The organism is Streptosporangium sp. NPDC023963, assembly GCF_040639135.1.
Taxonomy (GTDB): domain Bacteria; phylum Actinomycetota; class Actinomycetes; order Streptosporangiales; family Streptosporangiaceae; genus Streptosporangium.
In genome coordinates, this window is the sequence record NZ_JBEZZK010000002.1 from 587,704 (window position 1) to 609,956 (window position 22,253).

At 72.6% G+C, this 22,253-nt stretch carries 18 protein-coding genes; 15 read left to right on the top strand and 3 right to left on the bottom strand.

Annotated elements, in window-relative coordinates; genetic code table 11:
• Positions 1-174: 174 nt before the first annotated feature.
• From AB0F88_RS08690 to AB0F88_RS08710, 5 genes are all read left to right on the top strand, one after another.
• Entirely contained in the window at positions 175-2,298 is a 2,124-nt protein-coding gene (locus AB0F88_RS08690; RefSeq protein ID WP_362679136.1) for a hypothetical protein, read from the top strand.
• On the top strand, positions 2,295-2,432 hold the full coding sequence (locus AB0F88_RS08695; RefSeq protein ID WP_362679139.1) for a hypothetical protein: 138 nt from the start codon (positions 2,295-2,297) through the stop codon (positions 2,430-2,432). Before AB0F88_RS08690 ends, AB0F88_RS08695 begins: the two co-directional genes overlap by 4 nt.
• 197 nt (positions 2,433-2,629) lie before the next feature.
• On the top strand, positions 2,630-3,610 hold the full coding sequence (locus tag AB0F88_RS08700; protein WP_362679142.1) for a permease-like cell division protein FtsX: 981 nt from the start codon (positions 2,630-2,632) through the stop codon (positions 3,608-3,610).
• Positions 3,611-3,710: 100 nt separating this feature from the next.
• Positions 3,711-4,604: a glycosyltransferase family 2 protein gene (locus AB0F88_RS08705; protein WP_362679145.1), complete on the top strand. Its 894-nt coding sequence runs from the start codon at positions 3,711-3,713 to the stop codon at positions 4,602-4,604.
• Positions 4,604-5,683 carry a glycosyltransferase family 4 protein gene (locus AB0F88_RS08710; RefSeq protein ID WP_362679148.1) on the top strand — a complete coding sequence of 360 codons (1,080 nt, stop codon included), beginning with the start codon at positions 4,604-4,606 and terminating at the stop codon, positions 5,681-5,683. The genes AB0F88_RS08705 and AB0F88_RS08710 overlap by 1 nt, the downstream gene beginning before the upstream one ends.
• Here the strand turns inward: AB0F88_RS08710 and AB0F88_RS08715 are convergent.
• Positions 5,647-6,603, bottom strand: a complete 957-nt coding sequence (locus tag AB0F88_RS08715; RefSeq protein ID WP_362679151.1) for a lysylphosphatidylglycerol synthase domain-containing protein — start codon at positions 6,601-6,603, stop codon at positions 5,647-5,649. The two genes, AB0F88_RS08710 and AB0F88_RS08715, sit on opposite strands and share 37 nt — an antisense overlap.
• Before the next feature lie 137 nt (positions 6,604-6,740).
• On the opposite strand from AB0F88_RS08715, the gene AB0F88_RS08720 reads away from it, so the two are divergent.
• The 10 genes from AB0F88_RS08720 to AB0F88_RS08765 all read left to right on the top strand — a co-directional run bounded on the left by AB0F88_RS08720 (position 6,741) and on the right by AB0F88_RS08765 (position 19,714).
• Entirely contained in the window at positions 6,741-7,580 is an 840-nt protein-coding gene (locus tag AB0F88_RS08720) for a class I SAM-dependent methyltransferase (protein ID WP_362679154.1), read from the top strand.
• A 136-nt stretch (positions 7,581-7,716) separates the two neighbouring features.
• On the top strand, positions 7,717-8,634 hold the full coding sequence (locus tag AB0F88_RS08725) for a lysylphosphatidylglycerol synthase transmembrane domain-containing protein (RefSeq protein WP_362679157.1): 918 nt from the start codon (positions 7,717-7,719) through the stop codon (positions 8,632-8,634).
• Positions 8,635-8,725: 91 nt separating this feature from the next.
• Positions 8,726-9,847 carry a glycosyltransferase family 1 protein gene (locus tag AB0F88_RS08730; protein ID WP_362679160.1) on the top strand — a complete coding sequence of 374 codons (1,122 nt, stop codon included), beginning with the start codon at positions 8,726-8,728 and terminating at the stop codon, positions 9,845-9,847.
• Positions 9,848-9,864: 17 nt separating this feature from the next.
• Positions 9,865-10,959, top strand: a complete 1,095-nt coding sequence (locus AB0F88_RS08735) for an NDP-sugar synthase (RefSeq protein WP_362679163.1) — start codon at positions 9,865-9,867, stop codon at positions 10,957-10,959.
• Between the two features lie 23 nt (positions 10,960-10,982).
• The gene (locus AB0F88_RS08740) at positions 10,983-11,924 is read left to right on the top strand and encodes a DNA-3-methyladenine glycosylase 2 family protein (RefSeq protein ID WP_362679166.1); all 942 of its coding nucleotides are present in this window, start codon (positions 10,983-10,985) and stop codon (positions 11,922-11,924) included.
• A gap of 379 nt (positions 11,925-12,303) precedes the next feature.
• Positions 12,304-14,925 (top strand): bifunctional FO biosynthesis protein CofGH, encoded by a 2,622-nt coding sequence (locus AB0F88_RS08745; protein ID WP_362679169.1) that lies wholly within the window; start codon positions 12,304-12,306, stop codon positions 14,923-14,925.
• Between the two features lie 111 nt (positions 14,926-15,036).
• Complete coding sequence (locus tag AB0F88_RS08750) at positions 15,037-16,767, top strand: substrate-binding and VWA domain-containing protein (RefSeq protein WP_362679172.1); 1,731 nt, start codon at positions 15,037-15,039, stop codon at positions 16,765-16,767.
• A 250-nt stretch (positions 16,768-17,017) separates the two neighbouring features.
• Positions 17,018-17,356, top strand: coding sequence for a YciI family protein (locus tag AB0F88_RS08755; RefSeq protein WP_362679175.1), 339 nt, complete (start codon positions 17,018-17,020; stop codon positions 17,354-17,356).
• On the top strand, positions 17,353-18,594 hold the full coding sequence (locus AB0F88_RS08760; protein WP_362679178.1) for a sigma-70 family RNA polymerase sigma factor: 1,242 nt from the start codon (positions 17,353-17,355) through the stop codon (positions 18,592-18,594). The genes AB0F88_RS08755 and AB0F88_RS08760 overlap by 4 nt, the downstream gene beginning before the upstream one ends.
• A 241-nt stretch (positions 18,595-18,835) precedes the next feature.
• Entirely contained in the window at positions 18,836-19,714 is an 879-nt protein-coding gene (locus tag AB0F88_RS08765) for a tetratricopeptide repeat protein (protein ID WP_362679181.1), read from the top strand.
• Positions 19,715-19,876: 162 nt separating this feature from the next.
• On the opposite strand, the gene AB0F88_RS08770 is transcribed toward AB0F88_RS08765, so the two are convergent.
• Positions 19,877-21,196 carry a coenzyme F420-0:L-glutamate ligase gene (locus tag AB0F88_RS08770; RefSeq protein ID WP_362679184.1) on the bottom strand — a complete coding sequence of 440 codons (1,320 nt, stop codon included), beginning with the start codon at positions 21,194-21,196 and terminating at the stop codon, positions 19,877-19,879.
• The gene (gene cofD / locus AB0F88_RS08775; protein ID WP_362679187.1) at positions 21,193-22,209 is read right to left on the bottom strand and encodes a 2-phospho-L-lactate transferase; all 1,017 of its coding nucleotides are present in this window, start codon (positions 22,207-22,209) and stop codon (positions 21,193-21,195) included. Before cofD ends, AB0F88_RS08770 begins: the two co-directional genes overlap by 4 nt.
• Between the last annotated feature and the right edge of the window lie 44 nt (positions 22,210-22,253).

The window sequence follows — 22,253 nt, forward strand, 5'->3', positions numbered from 1 at the left end:
TGTCCGCGCCCCCGGGTCCCCTCGGCTCCCGGCCCCGCCTGAACCCGGCCTCGCCTGAACCCGGCCCCGCCCGGACCCGGCCCCGCCTGAACCCGGCCTCGCCCGGACCCGGCCCCGGTCCGGGCTCGGCGTGCCAGGTGCGGGCCGGAAGTGGCACTACGCTCGGTTCGCATCATGACCACCGGCTGGCTGGACCGTACGCGCAGGCCCTCGGCGGGCAGGGTGCTCGCCGTGGTCTCCGTCGTGCCCGTGCTCGTCCTGGCGGGCTGGCTGCTGGCCGGGCTGCCGCTGCTGCTGCTCGGCTGGTTCCGGCCGCTCGTCGCGGTCCCGCTGGGGCTGGCGGCCGTCGCGCTGCTGTGCCGGTACGGCCTGCGCCGCCTGCCGGAGACGGTCGAGGCGACCGCCTGGCAGGTCACCGGGGTGGTCGCCGCCGCCCTGGCCTCCGGGATCTTCAACGGCCTGCTGCACGGCGAGCAGTTGATCGTCCGCCGCGACCCCGCCACCTACGCGCAGTACGGCGTCTGGCTGGCCCGGCACGGCTCGCTGCCGATCCCCTCCCAGGAGTGGGCCTTCGGCGGCACCGACCCGGCGCTCCACTTCGACAGCGTGGGCTTCTACGCCTCCGGCGGCGCGGTCGTGCCGCAGTTCATGCCGGGGGCGCCGATGCTCCACGCGGTGGGCGCCTGGCTGGGCGATGTCGCGGGGCTGCTGCTGGTGCCGCCGGTGCTGGGGGCGGCGGCCGTGCTGGTCCTCGCGGGGGTCGTCGCCCGGCTCGCCGGGGCTCGCTGGGCACTCCTTGCCGCGCCGGCCTTCGCCGTCTGCCTTCCGATCCTCTACACCTCGCGGACGACCTTCAGCGAGATCCCTTCCCTGGTCCTGCTCTTCGGCGGCCTCGCCCTGCTGTACGACGCCGAGGCCAGGCTCCGTTCCCGTGCCGTCGGTGCCGGTCACCCGCCGCCCATGTCCTCCGGTGAGGGGGCGGCGCGGGCGGGGGCCGCCCTGGCGGGGCTGGTGTTCGGGCTGGCCGTCCTGGTCAGGATCGACGGGCTGCGCGACGTGCTCCCCGTGCTCGTCTACGCCGGGCTGCTCATCGCCCTGAGCCGGGTGGGGGACCGCGACGGGGGGCGGCTGGGCGTGCCGCTGCTCGGCGGGCTGGTGGCGGGGGCCGGATTGGGCCTGGCCGCCGCCTACCTGCTGTCCAGGCCGTACCTGGACTACCTGTCGGACTCGGTCGTCCCGCTGCTGGCCATCTGCGGCGCGGTCGGGATCCTCACCGTGGTGGCGACGGCGCTCGCCCCGCGGCTCGCGGCCCCGCTGCGGCGGGTGGCCGGTGTCCGGCGGCTGCCCGAGATCGCCGCCGGCCTGGTCGCGCTGGTCGCGGCGGCCTTCGCCGCCCGGCCGTGGCTGGAGACCGTGGTCCGGCACCCCGTCACGTCGGACGACCAGGTGACCGCGGAGTTCATCAAGGGCGTCCAGCGGATCAACCGCCTGCCGCTCGACGGCTCCCGGCTCTACTACGAGAACTCGGCGCACTGGGTGATCTGGTACATCGGGCTTCCCGCGGCACTCCTGGGCACCCTCGCCGCGGTCGTGCTCACGCGTAGGCTCGTCAGGGGGACGGCCCCCGGCTGGCTGCTGCCGCTCGCCGTCATCGGCTGGACCACGGTCACCACGCTCTACCGGCCGGGCATCACCCCCGACCACCCGTGGGCCGCCCGGCGGCTGGTCCCCGTCGTCATCCCCGGCCTGATCCTGCTCGCCGTCTGGGGCCTGCGCTGGACGCGCGACAGGGCGCGGAGGTCGGGGTACGGCCAGGGCGCGCGCAGGGGCCTCGCCGCGGCCGGGGCGGTCCTCCTCCTCGTCCCCCCGGTGATCACCTCGGGGGGGACGGCGTTCAGCCCGGTCGACCGCGGCGAGCTCTCCGCGGTCGAGACCATGTGCGCGGCCCTCCCGCCGCGCGCCTCGGTGCTCGTCGTCGAGCGTGTCACCGCCGCCCGCTTCACCCAGGTCGTCCGGGGCGTCTGCGGCCTCCCTGCCGCCCGGCTCACCATCTACCGCTCCGACATCCCCAGATCCGCCGACGTCGCCCGCCTGGCCGCCCGCGTCCGCGCCGCCGGACGCACCCCGGTCCTGCTCGCCGCCGAGTCCCGGCAGCTCTCCGGATACGGCACCCCCGTCCACATCATGAACCTCCGCACCCGCCAGGACGACCGTTCCCTCGTCGACGCCCCCAACGGCACCTGGTCCCTGGCCGCCGACGTCTGGATGACCGTCCCGCGTGCGAACATCGACACGTGAGCGTCGGAGCCGAGAAGTCGCCCGCCGGAGAGCCGGAGCGCGGGTTCGTCATACCCGCTGTGGGCTGTGCCGCCAGCGGAGACCCCGCGTGGGCCTCCCGCGCCGACGAGGATCTTGAAGGATTCGGCGAGTGATCATCGCGGGTACGAAGCGATTTGGCCATGATGGTGACGGTCCGTGACCGTATATACACCGTTACCCGGAATATTCAGCACTGATGATCAAAAAGCGGTCATGTCTTTCAGGATGTTGACCTGAATATTCAGCCATCACTGTGGGCGACATGGTGAATGCGACAGATCCGGCGCCCGGTTCGAACAAGAGGAACGCTGTGAACAGTGGAGCGTGGAATTCCGGCCGCGCGCCTTCCGGCACGGCCGTCCTCGAAGCGGGGGAGCCGTCCGCCGAGGGGGCGGGGCGCGGTTGGCAAGCCCGGACGTGGGCCGAGGTTCGTCGTGGCCTGACGGCCGTCGTGGTGGCGGTCGCCGTGCTGCTCGGGGCGGGGGGAAGCGTCGGCTCACCTCTCCTGCAGGACGCCGCCTGGGGGGCCGCGTCTCCCGGTGGACCACAGCCCGGTAACAAGAAGGTGTCCCCGCCGCCGGACGACTGGCCGCAGACCGTCACGTTCACCGTCTTCCTCTGCCGTGATCAGGACCCCTTCAAGCGGTGCCGCAAGCGGGCGATCACGGCGAACCAGAGGCGCGCGCTGGAGGCGAGGCTGCGGGCGATGCCGGAAGTGGCGGAGGTGGAGTTCGAGTCCCAGGAGGAGGCGTACGCGAACTTCACGGAGCAGAACGCCGACAACGAGACGCTGCTCTCCGCCATCGAGGAGGAGGACATGCCGGAGTCGTTCAGGGGCACGCTTCACCGGTGGCGTGACATCGCGCGGTTCGAAGCCGCGATGTACAGGGCGCCGGGCGTCTCCAACGTCTTCGCCTTCGGAGGGTCCTTCTGGCAGGGCAAGGCAGACGTCGTCGTCTCGTTGTGCGGGCGCAAGGGGACAGTCTTCGCCTGTAAGGGGCGGGGGCCGGCCACGGCCGGGGAGAGGAAGGCCGTCGGGGACAGGCTGCTCGCCCTCGAGGAGAGCGAGAGCGTCTACTTCGAGGACGTCGCCCACGCCCGCCGGGTGTTCGCGTACGTCTGGGGGGAGAAGACCAGCAAGTCTCCCCTTCCCGAGAGCTACTACGTCAAGCTCGCGGATCCGGGGACGGCGCCGAAGGTCGTCGGCGCCGTCGAGGGGACGGCGGGTGTCAGATCGGTCTGGCGCATGGACGAGGATTGTTCCCGGCTGGGGATAGCTCAAGAGTGCTAGCGGAAGCCGTCCCGAGAAGGTGATGTGCGCTCGGGTCCCGCCCGGGCAGAGTATCCTCGCCCGTCGAGAGCATGCCCGAGAGCCCGAGAGTGGATCAGCCGTGGACGCAACGCCGTACGTGACCATCGTCCTGCCGTGTTACAACGAGCAGGACCACGTCATCGCCGAGGTCGAGCGCATCTGCGAGGCGATGGACCACAGCGGATACACCTACGAGCTCGTGGCGGTCGACGACTTCTCCACCGACGAGACCCTGGCCAGGCTGCAGGAGGCCGCGCCCAGGTTCCCGAACATGCGGATCAGGGCCTTCCACCGCAACGGCGGCTCCGGCACGGTGCGCAGGATCGGCACCCAGGAGGCGAACGGCGAGATCGTCGTGTGGACCGACGCCGACATGACGTACCCGAACGAGCGCATCCCCGAGCTCATCCAGATCCTGGAGAAGGACCCGACGATCGACCAGGTCGTGGGCGCGCGGACCAGCGAGGAGGGCTCGCACAAGCTCCTGCGGGTCCCGGCCAAGTGGTTCATCCGCAAGGTGGCCGAGCGGCTGGCCGGGCAGAAGATCCCCGACCTCAACAGCGGGCTGCGGGCGTTCCGCAAGTCGGTCGCCAAGCCCTACCTGAGGCTGCTGCCGCCCGGGTTCTCCTGCGTCACGACGATCACGCTGTCGTTCCTGTCGAACCAGCACGACGTCTACTACCTGCCGATCGGCTACAGCAAGCGGGCGGGCAAGTCCAAGTTCAGCTTCGTCTCCGACGCCTACCGCTACATCCTGCAGGTGCTGCGGATGGTCATGTACTTCAACCCGCTCAAGGTCCTCATGCCGCCCGCGCTCTGGCTGGTCGGCATCGGCATGGTCAAGGGCGTCGTCGACATCGTCCGCTACGGCTTCTACCTGACCAGCAACACCATCGTGATCTTCCTGTCCGGCCTGCTCATCGGCTCGCTGGCGCTGCTGGCCGACCTCATCGTGCGCTCCAGGAGCGAGTAGTGCGGATCGCCCTCGTCGGGCCGACGTACCCCTACAAGGGCGGCGGGGCCGCGCACACCACCGAGCTCGCCCACCGGCTGCGGGCCGCCGGGCACGACGTGGTGATCGAGTCGTGGCGGGCGCAGTACCCCTCCTTCCTGTATCCGGGGAAGCAGACCGCCGACACACCCGACGGCGAGCCGTTCCCGCACGTCCGGCGCGACCTCGACTGGCGCCGCCCGGACGGCTGGGTCCGCGCCGGCAGGCGGCTTCGGAGCGCCGACCTGGTCGTCCTCGCCGTCCTCAGCCCAGTGCAGGTCCCGCCGTACCTGGGCATCCTGTACGGCCTGCGCCGCCGGACCCGGGTCGTGGCGCTCTGCCACAACGTCCTGCCGCACGAGCGCAAGCCGTACGACACGCCGCTGATGAAGGCGCTGCTGCGCCGGGTGGACGCGGTGCTCGTCCACTCCGAGGGACAGGCGGGCAAGGCCCGCGACCTGGCCGCCACGCCCGTGCGGGTCGCCGAGATGGCCCCGCACCTCCCGTCGGGGGCCGATCGCCGCGGACCGGAAGAGGGCGTGCACCACAGGCTGCTGTTCTTCGGCCTCGTCCGGCCCTACAAGGGGCTGGACCTGCTGCTGCGCGCGTTGCCCGAGGGCGTGTCGCTGCGGGTCGCCGGGGAGTTCTGGGGCGGCCTGGAGGAGACGACCAGGGCGCTCGCCACCGAGCTGGGGCTGGACGGGCGGGTGGAGCTGCGGCCGGGGTACGTGGCCTCGGCCGACGTGCCGGGGCTGTTCGCGGACGTGGACGCGCTGGTCCTGCCCTACCGGAGCGGGACGGCGAGCCAGCAGGTGTGGCTCGGCCACGAGCACGGGGTGCCGGTCGTCGCCAGCCGGGCGGGCACGCTCGGCGACCACGTCACCGACGGGGTGGACGGGCTGCTGGTCGAGCCGGGCTCGGTGGAGGCGCTGCGCGCCGCGCTGGCCGCGTTCTACCGGCCGGGCGAGCCCGAGCGGCTGCGCGCCGGGGTCAAGGCCGTCGACCCCGAGCCGTACTGGACCTCCTACGTCGAGACGCTGGTCTCGGGCTCCTCGCGCTGACGGTCCGCGGGGCCGGAGAGGCGTCCCCACAGGAAGCCGATCCCGGCCCAGCTCAGGTCGGCCAGGGTGAACATCACCCGCGACACCACCGCCGCCACCAGCGCCCTGGGGGAGTCGAGCACCGGCGCCAGGGCGAGCACCAGCGCCCCCTCGCGGACGCCGATCCCGGCGGGGACGATCACCGTGACGATGCCCGTCGCCCAGGCCAGCGCGTAGGCGCCGACCGCCACCGGATAGAGGGAGGCGCCCGAGGCGCCCAGGTCGGCCATCGGGAGCAGCAGGTGGGGGCCGTACACCAGCCAGCCGGTGACCGTGAGGGCGACCGCGACGAGCACGGCCCTGCCGCTGAGCAGCCGGCCCTGGCCGAGGGGCTCCTGGCGGGCGATCCGCAGGGCCAGGTTGAGCCCGAAGGTGAGCACCGCCGGGTGCAGGCAGACGGCGATGACGGGGATCAGCGCCAGCAGATACCAGGCCTGGGTCGTCTGGATCAGGGTCTCGCGCAGGGTCACCGCGGCGACGAGCAGGGCGCAGCCCAGGGAGATCAGCAGGGCGAGGGAGACGGAGCCGAACATGCGCCGGGGCGGGACGTCGTGGTCGCGGCCGAGCTCGATCATCGCGGCGTACGCCCAGACGCTGCCCGGCACGTACTTGCCGAGCTGGCCGACGAAGAACACCCTCGCGGTGCTCCCGAGGGGGAGCGGCGAGCCCATCCCGGCCAGCACCGCCCGCCAGGCCAGCACCATGACGCCGATCCCGGCCATCACCGACAGGTAGGAGCCGACGAGCGACCACCACGACAGCTGCGAGATCGCGGCCGCCGTCTCGTCGCGGTTCCTGACCAGGCCGTAGCCGAGGAAACCCACCGCGACCAGCGCGAGCAGCACCCGCAGGAGGCGGCTTGACCGCAGTCGGCTGAGCATCCGCCCAGGGTACGACGGCCTCCTTACCCGGCGGTAGGGTCACCGGTCACCGGTACTCTTGGGCGGCGTGGCGGAGTGGTGGCAGACCGCGTCATGCGGAGGCTGGGCGACGGAGGAAGAGGAACGGTGAGCGAGTGATGAGCGCCGAGCGGGTCGCGCAGCTTGAGTACTCCGAGTTCCAGGCGGCGATGCTGGACGAGGAGAAGCGCCGCAGGAAGGCCGCGAAGATCGTCGCGGTGCTCGGGCACTTCCTCGGCAGGGACAAGGACGTCCTCGCCGGTCTGACGGTCGCCGACATCGGCTGCTCGGCGGGCTTCATCGCCGACGAGCTGGCCGCGGCGGGCGCGAGCCGCACCTTCGGCGTCGACATCGACGTGCCGGGCCTGCGCAAGGCGTCCCAGAGGTTCGGCGAGCGGGTCGAGTTCGTGTGCGCCGACGGCACCGCGCTGCCCTTCCCCGACGGCTCGGTCGACGTGCTGGTCTTCAACCACATCTACGAGCACGTGGTCGACCCGGACGCGATCATGGCCGAGATGCGCCGGGTGCTCTCCGACGACGGCGTCCTCTACCTGGGGCTGGGCAACCGGCTCGGGGTGATGGAGCCGCACTACAAGCTGCCGTTCCTGTCCTACCTGCCGCCCGCGCTCGCCGACCGCTACGTGCGGCTCTCCGGCCGGGCCGACAGCTACTACGAGCGCTACCGGACCCGCAGGGGCCTGCGGAGGATGGTGCGCGGCCTGCGGGTGTGGGACTACACCTTCCCCGTGCTCGCCACCCCCGCCGCGTTCGCCGGGAACGAGCTCTTCCCCGGCCTGGTGGGACGGGTGGCCGGCGGGGTGCTGTCGAGGCTGCCCCGCCCGGTGCTGCGGGCCCTGCTGCCGGTGGTGCCCACCTACCTGTGGGTGGCGACCAAGGGCGACCGCCGCCCGGCCGGCCCCTCCCTGCCCCGGCCGCCAGAGCCGGTACGTCCCCTGTGAGCTCTCCACGGGCTTGCGGCGAGCCCTTCCTCGGTCGTCGCGCCGTGATCGCCGGAGCCGGTACGGTCCCGGCCGCGACTGCGGCGGGTCCTCGGTGAGCGCGGGCACCGGATCCGGCAGGTCCACCCTGAGGCGGGTGGTCCGTGTCGCCTTCCTGCTCGTCGCGCTCGGGTTCGGCGCGTGGGTGGTGGCGGGTCAGTGGGAGGAGATCCGCGCGGGGTTCGCCCGACTGTCGTGGACGTCGCTCGTGCTGTCGCTGGTCGCGGTGCTCGCCGCGCTGTGCGGCGGGATGATGACGTGGCGGGCGTTGCTGGCCGACCTGGGCTCGCCGCTGCCCCTGCGCGACGGGGCGAAGGTCTTCTTCGTGGGCCAGCTGGGCAAGTACATCCCGGGCTCGCTGTGGCCGGTGATCGCCCAGATGGAGATGGGCCGGGAGCTGGGCGTGCCCCGGTCGCGGAGCGCGGCGGCGTTCTTCCTGACGCTGCCGGTGCAGCTCGGCAGCGGGCTGGTGGTCTCGGGGGTGACCCTGCTGGCGGCGCTGCCGGGGTCGGTGGCGCCGTACGCGTGGGTGTTCCTGCTGATCCCGGTGCTCGCGGTGGCCTTCGAGCCGAGGGTGGTCAACGCCGTCCTCGGGTTCGGGCTGCGGAAGCTCAGGCGCGAGCCACTGGAGCGCCCGCTCACCCGCAAGGGCATGCTCACCGCGCTGGGCTGGGCGCTGCTCGGCTGGATCGCGTACGGGCTGCACCTGGCGGCGATCGTCCACGACCTCGGATCCTCCGGCTTTCCCGCGGTGCTGTTCTCGGTCGGCGCGTTCGCGCTGTCGTGGTGCCTGGGGATCATGACGTTCGTCGTCCCGGCGGGAGCGGGGGTGCGCGAGGTGGCGATGGTGGCCGTCCTGGCGCCGGTTCTGGACCAGGGATCGGCCATCGCGGCGGCGCTCTGCTCCCGGATTGTGATCATTCTCGGCGATCTCCTCTGCGCGGGTCTCGCGGGGCTGGTCGCGCGCCGCGCCGAGGGGTCCCGGAAGGACCACGCTTCGGGAAAAGCAGTGTGATTTCCCCCACGGTTCCGGAGAGTCTGGCAATAGAGTAAACAGAAGAAGGGGACGGTCGTCCCGCCGTGGATCATGAGGGGAGCGATCCTTCTTGCCGCCGAGAGTGCTCGTGGACGCGGCCGCGGTTCCGGCCGATCGCGGTGCGCTGATCAGGTATGTCGATGGACTCGTCGCCGCACTGGACAGGGCGGGCGCCGACCTCGCGGTCGTCTGCCAGCGCGCCGACGCCGCCAGATACGCCGGCCTGGCGCCTTCCGCGCGGATCGTGCCGGGGCCGCACGGGATCACCAACCGGGCGGCGCGCCTGACGTGGGAGCAGACGGGTCTGCCGTTCCTCGCCCGGCAGGTCGGCGCCCAGGTCATCCACGCCCCTTACTACTCGATCCCGCTGAGCTCGGGCCTGCCGACCGTGGCGACCGTTCACGACCTCACCTGCTTCACCGAGCCGCTGCAGCACGACGCGGTCAAGGCGGCGTTCTTCCGCGCCGCGACCCGCACCGCGGTCCGGCACGCCACCCGGGTGATCGTGCCCTCCAAGGCGACCAGGGACGAGCTGATCAGGATCCTCTCGGCCGACCCGACCCGCATCGACGTCGCCTACCACGGTGTCGACCCGGCGCTGTTCCACCCGCCGTCCGAGCGCGAGATCACGCACGCCTCCGACCGGCTCGGCCTGCACGGCACCCCGTACGTGGCCTTCCTGGGCCCGCTGGAGCCGCGTAAGAACGTGCCAAACCTGATCCGCGGCTTCGTCCGCGCCGTCGAGAACATCCCCGAGCCGCCCGCCCTGGTGCTCGCCGGAGGCATCCGCGACGTCGAGGTGGACGCCGCGGTGGAGGAGGTCCCCTCGACCGTGCGGGTGCTCCGTCCCGGTTTCCTGTCGTTCGCCGACCTGTGCGGCTTCCTCGGCGGGGCGGTGGTCGCGGCCTTCCCGTCGCGGGGCGAGGGTTTCGGGCTGCCGGTGCTGGAGGCCATGGCCTGCGGCGCGCCGGTGCTCACCACCCACCGCACCTCGCTGCCCGAGGTGGGCGGCGACGCGGTCGCCTACACCGAGCCCGACGCCGAGAGCATCGCCGAGGCGCTGCGCACGCTGCTCTCGTCGCCCGAGCGCAGGGAGGCGCTGTCCCTGGCCGGGATCGCCCGCGCCAAGGAGTTCACCTGGGACGCCTCGGCCGAGGCGCACCTGCTCTCCTACCAGCGCGCGGCCGAGTAGTGAGCTAACCTCGCGGAATGATGGAGACCCCCTTGCCCGATCTAGAGGCGATCCTCCTTGTCGGTGGACGAGGGACGCGCCTGCGTCCGATGACGCTCGGCACCCCGAAACCCCTGCTGCCCACGGCCGGGGTTCCCTTCCTGGCGCACCAGCTCGCCAGGGCGAGGGCCTTCGGCGTGCGGCGCATCGTGTTCGCCACCTCCTACCGGGCGGAGATGTTCTCCGAGGCCTTCGGGGACGGCGAGGCGTTCGGCCTCTCGCTCGAATACATGACGGAGGAGGTCCCGCTCGGCACCGGCGGCGCCATCCGCAACGCGGCCGAGGCGCTGACCTGCGGTCCCGACGCCCCGGTGCTGGTGCTCAACGGTGACATCCTGTCCGGCCACGACATCGGCGAGCAGGTCGCGACGCACGTCGCCAGGAAGGCCGCCGTCACCCTGCACCTGACCGAGGTGGAGGATCCCTCGCGCTTCGGGTGCGTGCCGACCGACGAGGACGGGCGGGTGACCGCCTTCCTGGAGAAGACCCCCAACCCGGTCACCAACCGGATCAACGCCGGGTGTTACGTCTTCACCCGCTCGGTGATCGACACGATCCCGGCGGGCGAGGTCGTCTCGGTCGAGCGCGAGACCTTCCCCGGCCTGATCGAGGACGGCGCCCTGGTGCTCGGCTACGCCGACGCCTCCTACTGGCTCGACGTGGGCACGCCCGCCGCCTTCGTGAAGGGCTCCCGCGACCTGGTGCTCGGCCGTCTCGCCTCGCCGGCCCTGCCGGGGCCCACCGGCGACTTCCTCGCCCTGTCCGGTGCCATGATCTCGCCCGCGGCCAAGGTCTCCGGCGGTTCCCTGATCGGCGCCCGCGCGGTCGTGGAGTCGGAGGCGCAGATCAGCGGCAGCGTGCTCGGGGACGACTGCGTCGTGCACTCGGGCGCGGTCGTGGTCGACTCGGTGGTCGGCATCGGCGCGCGGGTCCACTCTGGAGCGGTCCTGAGGGACGTGGTCCTCGGCGACGGCGCCGTGGTCGGTTCGGGGAACGAGTTGATCGCGGGCAGCCGGGTCTGGCCGGGCGTCGTGCTCCCCGAGTTCGCGATCCGCTTCTCCAGCGACATCTGACCGTTCGCGGCGCGGGCACCTTCGTGAGGGAACGTGAGTGGTGCGCGCCGTGGCCGGTCGACCTGGCGCTGGCCCTCGACCCGCACCGGCGCGGGACCGGCGACCCCACCCTGAGGACGGCGCCCGGCGGGGTCTTCTGGCGGACCTCGCGCACCCCCGACGGGCCGGGGACGCTGCGCGTGGCCCTGCTCGATGGCGGGGTCGATGGCGGGGTCGGTGGCGGGGCGGGTGGCCGGGTGGCGGCCGCCGCGTGGGGGCCCGGGGCGGAGTGGATGCTGGAGACGCTTCCCGCGCTGCTCGGCGCCGGCGACGACGTGTCGGGGTTCGTTCCCGGCCACGATTGGCCGAGGGCGCTGCGGAACGCGGCGAGGCGCTATCCGGGGCTCAGGATCGGCAGGACGTCGCGGGTGTTCGAGGCGCTGGTCCCGGCCGTGCTGGAGCAGAAGGTGGTCTCCACCGAGGCGTGGCGGGCGTGGCGGTGGCTGCTGGGCCGCTACGGCGAGCCCGCGCCGGGTCCCGCGCCCGAGGGGATGAGGGTCTTCCCCGAGCCCGAGGTGTGGCGGTCGATCCCCTCGTGGGACTGGCACCGCGCGGGGGCGGAGGCGGTGCGGGCCCGTACGATCGCGAACGCCGCCCGGCACGCGGGGAAGCTGGAGGCGATCGAGGGCAGCGCCGACGCGGATCGGCTGTTAAGGGCGCTGCCCGGGATCGGGGTGTGGACGTCCGCCGAGGTGCGCCAGCGCTCGCACGGCGACGCTGACGCCGTCTCGGTGGGCGACTTCCACCTGCCGTCGCTGGTCGGCTGGTCGCTCAGCGGCGAGCGGGTGGACGACGCGCGGATGCTGCGGCTGCTCGCTCCCTACCGGGGGCACCGGCACCGGGTCAGCCGGCTGCTGGGGCTGGGCGGTGTGCGGCCACCCGCTCGCGGGCCGAGAATGCCCGTGCGCGACTACCGGTCGTTCTGAGCGCTCCCTCGTCGGGGGAGGGTTCGTCGCGATGCCAGTCGAGGCTGTCGCGCGTGTCGGCGCCGATCAGCGGGGCGAGGACGGCGACGGCGACGAGGACGATGAGAAACGCGATCATTTTCGGCTCCTGCCGGGTGGGGTCCGAGGGGGTCTCCTCGGAGGCTCCGGGTGGATTTCCCGCGAATGCGGGGTTCCTGGTGACATCTCTAATTTATGCGTCTGCAAGTATTTACGTCTATCGAGACTTACTTGACCGCATGCTTTAGAAGATCTGAAGTATCGGGTCCCCGGCCCGGCGCTCGCCCCCCGGGGCGGGTCCCGGGCCCGCGAGGGGGCACCCGCCGCCCCACATGTTCGTGTCGCGCCGTACTGTGCCGTCATGAGCGCTAACCCCACCGACAACGCGATGCGCCGGGCTCTGGCCAGGGCCCGCGACGGCAAAGCTCTCGATACCGCCGAAGCCACCGTCCTGCTGCACGCACGGGACGAACATCTGGAGACCCTCCTCGACCACGCCGGGAGGGTGCGGGACGCGGGCCTGGAGGCGGTCGGGCGGCAAGGGATCATCACCTACAGCCGCAAGGTCTTCATCCCCCTGACACGGCTCTGCCGCGACCGCTGCGGATACTGCACGTTCGCCACCGCGCCGCACAAGCTGGAAAGCCTGTTCCTGAGCCCCGACGAGGTGCTGGAGATCGCCGGGCAGGGCGCGGCGATGGGGTGCAAGGAGGCGCTGTTCACCCTGGGCGACCGGCCGGAGGACCGCTGGCACCAGGCCCGCGAGTGGCTGGACGCGCACGGCTACGACGACACGCTGTCCTACGTCCGCGCGATGGCCGTACGGGTGCTGGAGGAGACCGGGCTGCTGCCGCACCTGAACCCGGGCGTGATGACCTGGCAGGACCTGCAGCGGCTCAAGCCGGTCGCGCCCTCCATGGGCATGATGCTGGAGACGACCTCGCGGCGGTTGTTCGAGGAGAAGGGGCAGGCCCACTACGGCTCGCCCGACAAGGACCCCGCGGTGCGGCTGCGCGTGCTGGAGGACGCCGGGCGGACGAACGTGCCGTTCACCAGCGGCATCCTCATCGGCATCGGGGAGACGGTTGAGGACCGCGCCGAGTCGCTGTTCGCGCTGCGCAGGGTGGCGCGCGAGTACGGCGGCATCCAGGAGATCATCGTCCAGAACTTCCGCGCCAAGCCCGACACCGCGATGCGCGGCATGCCGGACGCCGACCTGCAGGAGCTGGCCGCGACCATCGCGGTGACCCGGCTGGTGCTGGGGCCGAAGATGAGGGTGCAGGCCCCGCCGAACCTGGTCGACTCCGAGTACGAGCTGATGATCAGGGCGGGCATCGACGACTGGGGCGGCGTCTCGCCGCTCACGCCCGACCACGTCAACCCCGAGCGTCCCTGGCCGCAGATCGACGACCTCGCCGCCCGTACGGCCGCCGCCGGGTTCGCGCTGCGCGAGCGGCTCACCATCTACCCCGAGTTCGTGCTGGCGGGGGAGCCCTGGCTCGACCCGAGGCTCAACGCGCACGTGGCCGCCCTGGCGGACCCGGAGACCGGGCTCGCCCGCGAGGACGCGGTCCCGACCGGCCGCCCCTGGCAGGAGCCGGACGGCGGTTTCGTCTCCGTGGGCCGCGTCGACCTGCACACGGCCGTCGACACCGAGGGCCGCAGCGCCGACCGCCGCGACGACTTCGACAATGTGTACGGCGACTGGGAGGCGCTGCGGGAGCGTCTGCCCGCCGCCTCCTCGATCGTGCGGGGTGACGTGCGGGAGGCGCTGAGGCAGGCAGAGAGCGACCCGGCGGGGCTGAGCGACGCCCAGGCGCTCGTCCTGCTGGACCTCGCCGGCGACCAGAACGGGGTGGGCGCCGACGACGCGGCGCTGGACGAGCTCTGCCGGATCGCCGACGGCCTGCGCCGGGAGGCGGCCGGCGACGACGTCACCTACGTGGTGAACCGGAACATCAACTTCACCAACGTCTGCTACACCGGCTGCCGCTTCTGCGCCTTCGCGCAGCGCCGTACCGACGCCGACGCCTACACCCTCTCGCTGGAGCAGGTCGCCGACCGCGCCTGGGAGGGGTGGCAGGCCGGGGCGACCGAGGTGTGCATGCAGGGCGGCATCCACCCCGACATGCCCGGCACCGCGTACTTCGACATCGCCAGGGCGGTCAAGGCCAGGGTGCCGGAGATGCACGTCCACGCGTTCTCGCCGATGGAGGTGATCAACGGCGCCAGCCGCACCAACCTGTCCATCGAGGACTGGCTGGTCGCCGCGCGGGAGGCGGGCGTCGACTCGCTCCCGGGCACCGCGGCCGAGATCCTCGACGACGACGTCCGCTGGGTGCTGACCAAGGGCAAGCTTCCCACCAGGGAGTGGGTCGAGGTGATCTCCACCGCGCACCGGGTCGGCATCCCGACGACCTCCACGATGATGTACGGCCACGTCGACAACCACGCGCACTGGGTGCAGCACATCCGGCTGATCCGCCGCATCCAGGAGGAGACCGGCGGGTTCTCCGAGTTCGTGCTGCTGCCGTTCGTCCACCACAGCGCGCCCATCTACCTGGCGGGGATCGCCCGCCCCGGGCCGACGGCGCGGGAGAACCGGGCCGTGCACGCGCTGGCCCGCGTCCTGCTGCACGGCGCGATCGCCAACATCCAGTGCTCGTGGGTGAAGCTCCAGGACGGGCTCTGCCGCGAGGTGCTGCTGGGCGGGGTCAACGACCTCGGCGGCACGCTGATGGAGGAGACGATCAGCAGGATGGCCGGGTCGGAGAACGGTTCGTTCAAGACGATCAGCGAGATCGAGGCCATGGTCGCCCCGACCGGGAGGCCGGTCCGGCAGCGGACCACCTCCTACGGCGTGCCGGACGCCGGACGGGTGGCCGCGGCCAGGGCGAGCGACGGCGTCTGCCGCAGCGTCCGCCCGGATGCTCGCCCCAACGCCCTCCCGCTGCTCCCCCTGGAGCCGTCGGCGAAATTATAACGAGTTCTACATCTGTCCGTCTTTCGTGAGAGGTTCGTGGGCACAATCATCATTCCCTTGTAGGCATATGTAGGGAGAGGTACGGGTTTGTCCTCCTCCGGTCGACACCGCGTGGCCGCCGGCATCGAGCGGCGCCGGCGTCAGGCTCGCCTGCGCCTGTCACTGGCGGCGGTCGCGATCGCGGTCGCCCTGGTGGGCGGTGCCGCCCTGGTGTCCGGCAGGGTGGGGAACTCGTGCTCGGCCCGCGACCCGGTGCTGGTCGGCGTCGCCGCCGCCATCGACATCGCCCCGGCTGTCATGGAGGCGGCGGGGCGGTTCAACCGGAGCCGGACGGGCGTCGACGGCCGGTGCGTGCTGGTGCAGGTGACCGAGCAGCCGCCCGCCACCGTGCTGCGGACCCTGCTCGGCGGCACCGCCGGGGTGCTCAGCCGCCGCCCCGACGGCTGGATCTCCGACTCCTCGGCCTGGATCCGCCTCGCCCGCAAGCAGGGCGCCGCGAACCTGGCCGGAACCGAGACCGTCGTGGCGACCTCGCCCCTGGTCTTCGCCACCCGCAAGTCCCTCGCCCGGCGCTTCGCCCTGGGCAGGACCGACATGAACTGGCGGATGGTCTTCCCCTCGACCACCCGCGGCCGGATCCGGCCGAACGAGAACGAGCCCGACGTGGTCCGCGTCCCCGACCCGTCGCTCGCCGGGGCCGGGATCGCCACCGTGGCCGCGGCCAGGGACGTGGTCGGCAGCGGCCCCGAGGCCGACCGGGCGCTCACCGCGTTCGTCCGCTGGGCGCAGGCGGGGTCGGCGCCCGACTACCGGAGCATGCTCGCCACCGTCGACGACCGCTCCTTCTGGAAGCGGCCGGTGGTGATCGTGCCGGAGTCCGCGGTGTGGGCGCACAACCGCCTGCCCTCCGACGACCCGGTGGTCGCCCTGCACCCCCGCGAGGGGACGATCAACCTCGACTACCCGTACGTGGTCACCTCCTCCGACGAGGCGAAGGCGAGCGGGTCGCGGGCCTTCGCCGCGTGGCTGCGCTCCGCGGAGACCCAGGAGGGGGCCCGCAGGGCGGGCTTCCGCTCGGCCGACGGCTCCCTGGGCCCGTACTCACCCGGTCCCGAGATCCCCACCGAGGCACCCCGCACCCGCCCGACCATCCTGCCCGCCATGATCGACGAGGCGCTGGAGGCGTGGAGCAGGCTCGCCCCGCCGACCAACATCCTGGTCATGACCGACACCGGCAGGCACATGGCGGAGCCGATCAGGGGGCAGAAGGGGAAGACCAGGCTGACCGTCGCCCTGGAGGCCGCCAGGCTCGGCCTGCAGCTCTTCCCGGACTCGACCCACATGGGCCTGTGGGACTTCTCCTCGGCCAAGGGCAGGGACCAGCGCGAGCGGGTGCGCATCGGCCCGGTCGTCGAGCCCGACGGCGGGCAGGTCGTCCGGCGCGGCCGCCTGGAGGAGCTGACCCGCACCCTGCGCGCCTCCTCCAAGCAGCCCAGCGCCCTGTACGACTCGATCCTCGCCGGGTTCCGGGAGATGACCGAGGTCTACGACGAGGACATGAACAACACCCTCGTCGTCATCACGGCGGGAAAGGACGACGGCAAGGGTGTCTCGGGCACCGGCCTGGTGCGGGCGCTGCGCGAGGAGTGGGACCCCGAGGCGCCGGTCCAGGTCGTCGTCCTCGCCTTCGGCACCGACCTCGACCGCGCGGCCCTCACCCAGGTCACCTCCGTCACCAACGGCTCCCTGCACGTCGCTCAGGGCCCTGAAGAGATCATCGACGTCTTCCTGTCCGCCCTCGCCAGGCGGCTGTGCCACCCCACCTGCCGCACCCCCGCCTGACCCGGCTCGGGGAACCGGCGGACGGCTCGCTCGAAACGCGGCACCGTGGGTGTCGTATCGAGACCCGTCCCGATCGTCTTACCGGTGAAGGGCCCGGCCGGGCTTTCAGGTCGTTCGGCGCGCTGGGGGGTATGCGGTACACGACCGTGGCCGACCCCGGCGAAGGCGGCGTCGACCTGTACGCGGTCCTGCCGATCGGCTGAGAACCGCGCCGGGTACAACAGCGACAGACGACGCGAGAGGCGAAGACGTGAAGTACGTGCTGATGTTCGTGGAGACCGAGCAGTTCGCCAAGGAGCTGGAGGCGATGGGCGAGCTGGAACGGCGGGCCGCCTACGAGGCGGTGGGCCGATGGTTCGCCGAGCACGGAGACAAGATCACTCACCATACGCATCTGGCGCCGGTGCACACCGCGACCACGGTGAGGCTGGACGCCGGTGAACCGGTCGTCACCGACGGGCCGTTCGTGGAGGGCAAGGAGGTGGTCAGCGGGTTCGCCGAAGTGGAGGTGGCCGATCTGGACGAGGCGCTGAAGCTGGCCCGCTCGTGGCCGGCGTGCCCGGTCGTGGAGATCCGCCCGGTCTCATGACCGAGAGGATGGCCGGGCCCACCGGCGGTCGTGTCCATGGGGGCGCCGGCAGTGACGAGGTGCTGGCCCGCGTGGTGCGTGAGCACGCGGGCCGGCTGGCCGCCGGTCTGATCTCGTTGCTGGGCGACTTCTCGGCGGCCGAGGACCTGGTGCAGGACGCGATCGAGACGGCGCTGCGGCGCTGGCCGGTCGAGGGCGTCCCCGACCGGCCGGATGCCTGGCTGTTCACCGTGGCCCGGCGGCGCGGCCTGGACGTGCTGCGCCGTGAGACGACCTACCGGGCCAAGCTGGCTCAGCTGCGCCGGCCGGAGCCCGCCCCGGCTGACGACCGGTTGCGGCTGATCTTCACCTGCTGTCATCCCGCGCTGGGGCGGGCGGCGCGGATCGCGCTGACCCTGCGGGTGGTGTGCGGGTTGTCGACGGCGCAGATCGCCGCGGCGTTCGTCGTGCCGGAGGCCACGGTGGCGCAGCGCATCACCCGCGCCAAGAAGAAGATCACCGAAGCGGGGATCCCGTATCGCGTCCCGGTCGGAGACGAGATGGCCGAGCGGCTGCAGGCCGTGCTGGCGGTCATCTACCTGCTGTTCAACGAGGGCTACCTGTCCAGCACCGCCGAGCACGCCCAGGCCGCCGGTCTGGTCGACGACGCCGAGTGGCTGGCCGCGCTGCTGGCGGGCCTGGTGCCCGGCGAGCCGGAGGTGGCCGGGCTGCTGGCGCTGATCCGGTTGCACCGGGCGCGCGGCCCGGCCCGTTTCGACGCCCGCGGCCACCTGGTGCTGCTGGCCGACCAGGACCGCGCGCTGTGGGACCGGGCGGCGATCGAGGCGGCGACCGCGCTGCTGGTGCGCACCGCCCGCGCGCATCACAGGCCGGGGCCGTACCAGGTGCAGGCGGCGATCGCGGCCTGCCACGCGGAGGCGACCTCGTTCGAGGAGACGGACTGGGCGCAGATCCTCGTGCTCTACGACATGCTGCTGCGTCTGGCGCCCTCGCCCGTCACCCGGCTGCACCGTGCCGTCGCCCTGGGCTACGCCCGAGGACCGCAGGCGGCGCTGGCCGAACTCGACGAGCTGCGGCAGGTGCTGGCCCGCTACCCGCTGCTGCACGCCACCCGCGCCGAACTGCTGCGCCGGCTCGGCCACGCCGGACGGGCACGCGCCTGTGACGAACGGGCGCTGGAGCTGACCGCGAACCCGGCCCAGCAGCGGCTGCTGGAACAGAGGCTGGCCTGGGGCTGAGCCGCGGCCCCTCCGGCGGCGGGACCGAACCGCGGCACGCCCTGGCGCGGAGCGACGGGCGCACCGCCGTCGGACGATGCGGGGTGTGCGACGTACCGCGTCCGACCGGGTTCGCCGCTTCGCCCTGAACAGCCGTGCACAGGGCCAGCCCGCGTACAGGCAGGGCGAAATGTGGCGATCTATTGGGATATCGTGCCTACGGTCGATCACAGGGGTGATCCAGAAAAAGGGGGCTGGGCGGGTGAGCGAGGAGAGTTCGCGTGCCGGTTCGGAGGGCGGCGGGCAGCGGCGGAGGCTGCTCATCGAGCGTGCCAAGACCTACACGGAGATGGAGCGCTTCGAGGAGGCCGCCGCGGACCTGACCGAGGTGCTCCGGCTCGACCCCGCCGACGACATCGCGTGGGCCAACCGGGGCGAGCTGTACCGGAGGATGGGGCGGTTCGAGGAGGCCGTCTCCGACTTCGACCGCGCGATCGAGATCGATCCGGAGTACGCGTTCGCGATCGGCAGCCGGGGTCAGGCCCACGCGGCGCTTCACCGGCCCGCCGAGGCGCTGGCCGACTTCGACCGCGCGATCGAGCTGACCCCGGACCAGGTCTGGCTCCTCGGTGACAGGGCGAGGCTGCTGCGCGGGCTCGAGCGGTACGACGACGCGGAGACCGACCTGATGCGGGCCATAATGCTCGCTCCCGAGGACGCCGACCTGTACAACGCCCGCGGCGACCTGTACTACCAGATGGACCGCTACGCGGACGCGATCACGGACTTCTCCCACGCCCTGAGCCTGGAGCCGAACAGTGTCTGGGCGCTCGTCTCGCGCGGGGAGACGCACCGCATGATGGACGCGTTCGACGAGGCGCTCGGAGACCTGAACCACGCCCTCCAGCTGGAGCCCGACAACGACCGCGCCCTGGCGAGCCGCGGCGCGGTCCTGCACGAGATCGGGCGGGACGAGGAGTCGGTGGCCGATCTCAGCAGGGCGATCGAGCTCGACCCCGAGTACACCTGGGCCTACATCCGCAGGGGCGAGGTCCTGCGCTCCCTCGGCCGCTACGAGGACTCGCTCGTCGACATCAACCGGGCGATGGAACTCGACGGGGACGGGGACGGGGAGGGCTGACCCGCCGGGCCCGGTCCCTGGCGGGTCCGAGCCAGGCCCGGACGGGGAGCCCCGGCCCCTGGAAAGCGCCGCCGGGACCGGGCCTCGCCTGGACAGGACCCTGCCTGACCGGGCCCCGCCGGAACCGGGCCCCGGGCGGGTCCGGCGGACGACGACGAGGTCCTAGCGGACGACGATGAAGTCCGCCGCCCGCCTGGGGGCGCGATCCCTGGGCGGGGCGGCGGGGTGGCCGATGGCGACGGCGCCCATCGGGTCCCAGTCCGCGGGCAGGTCGAGGACCTCGCGGACCACGTCGCGGCAGAACATGGTGGACGACACCCAGGCCGAGCCCAGGCCCTCCACCGCGAGCTGGACCAGGAAGTTCTGCACTCCCGCACCGGTCGCGACCACGAACATCTCCCGCTCGGCCGCGTCGCGCCGGTCGTCGCGGTAGGTGTGCGAGCCGTCCATCACCAGGCAGGGCACCGCCAGGTACGGGGCCGCGCGCAGCACGTCACCCCGCCTGACCCGTTTGACGATCGACTCCTCCGAGAAGCCGTCACCGCGCAGGTCGGCGATCCAGGCGTCCCGCATGGCGTCGAGCAGCTTCTCGCGGGTCCCGGCGGACTCCAGCAGGACGAACCGCCACGGGGTGGTGTGGTGCGGGGCGGGCGCGGCGATCGCGGCGTCGACCGCCCTGCGGACCTTGTCGCCGTCCACGGGGTCCGCGGAGAACTCGCGGACGGTCCTGCGGGCGAAGACCACGTCGCGCGAGCCGTACCGGAACATGTCGTCGGCGGACGGGCGGAGCAGCTCGCCGACTCCCGGCCCGTCGTCCTCGGTGGTGTACTCGGCCAGACCTCTGATCACCGCCACCGGGGTCTGCGCGACCTTCCCCTTGACCAGGTCCGCGGCGGCCGCGAACTCGTCGGCGACGGCGGTCAGGGTGACCTCGAGCGCGTTGCCGTGGTCGTCGGACATGCCCCGGTAGTCGAGCGCGGGGGTCACCCCCGCGAGGCCGACGGCCATGTCGGTCTGGCCGTTGCGCCACGGGCGGCCGAAGGTGTCGGAGACGACCACGCCGACCGACACGCCGAGCAGCTCCCCGACGCGCGCCCGCACGGCCGAGGCGGAGGCGTCCGGGTCGGCGGGCAGCAGGACGACCGTGCCGGGGCGGGTGTTGGAGGCGTCGACCCCGGCGGCGGCCATGACGAACCCGTGTGCCGTCTCGGCGATCACGGTCTCACCCCTGCGGGCCACCACCCGTCTCGTCTCCGTGCCGACGGCCTCGGCGCGGTTCACGCCGCGCAGCACCCGGCCCTCGGCCTTGCTGCAGATCTTCGAGGTGACCACGAGGACGTCGCCGTCGCGCAGGTCGGGCATGGCCGTGGCGATCAGCTCCCCGACGTCGTCGCCCTCGCGCACCTCGGGGATGCCGGAGACGGCGAAGATCTCCAGCCTGACGTCGGCGGGCTCCTCCTGCCCGCGCCTGAGCCGGCTCATCGCGAACCCTCCTCACGGGCCGGGGACCCGTCCGTGACAGGGGACCGCTCGTACGGCACCGGGGGGCCGGTGTCCCGGCCCGCGAGCCGCACGGCCATGTCCAGGGCGGCGCGGGCGATGGCGGCGGCGGACTCGACATCGTGCATGATCAGCGGACGGGCCTCGACCTCGACGCCGCCGAGGGCCACCCCGGCGTCTTCCTCCGCGACCAGCCAGCCGTCCACCAGCGGCGATCCGTACAGTTCGAGGACCGCCTGCGCGGTGGTCTCCACGCCGATCGCGGTCAGGCAGGCGTCGGCCATGCCCCGGACGGGGGCGCCGCCGACGATGGGCGAGACGCCGACGACGGTCTTGCCCTCCAGCGCCTCGCGGATGCCCTTGATCTGCAGGATCGTGCCGATGCTGACGACCGGGTTGGACGGAGGGAGGACGACCGCGTCGGCGGCGGCGATCGCCTCCAGCACGCCGGGGGCGGGGGAGGCCTCGTCCGCGCCGACCAGGATGATCTGCTCGGCCGGAACCGAGGCGCGCAGCCGTACCCACCACTCCTGGAAGTGGACGGCGCGGCGGCCCCGCTCGTCGGAGATGACCACGTGGGTCTCGGTCCTGTCGTCGCTCATCGGGATCAGGCGCACGCCCGGCCGCCAGCGGGCGCACAGCGCCTCGGTGACCGCGGACAGGGGATATCCGGCGTCGAGCATCTGGGTGCGCACGATGTGGGTGGCGAAGTCGCGGTCGCCGAGGCCGAACCACTGCGGTTCGACGCCGTAGGCGGCCAGCTCCTCCTTGACGACGTGCGACTCCTGCCGCCGCCCCCAGCCCTGCTCCTCGTCGATGCCGCCGCCCAGCGTGTACATCACGGTGTCGAGGTCGGGGCAGACCCGCAGGCCGTAGAGGCTGATGTCGTCACCGGTGTTGCCGATGACGGTGATCTCGGAATCGGGGGCCGCGGTGAGGAGGCCCCGCAGGAAACGGGCGCCGCCGATGCCGCCGGCGAGGGACACGATGCGCATGCCGTCCAGTGTTCCACTAGGTCACCGAGCCCGTTGGCGGGGTG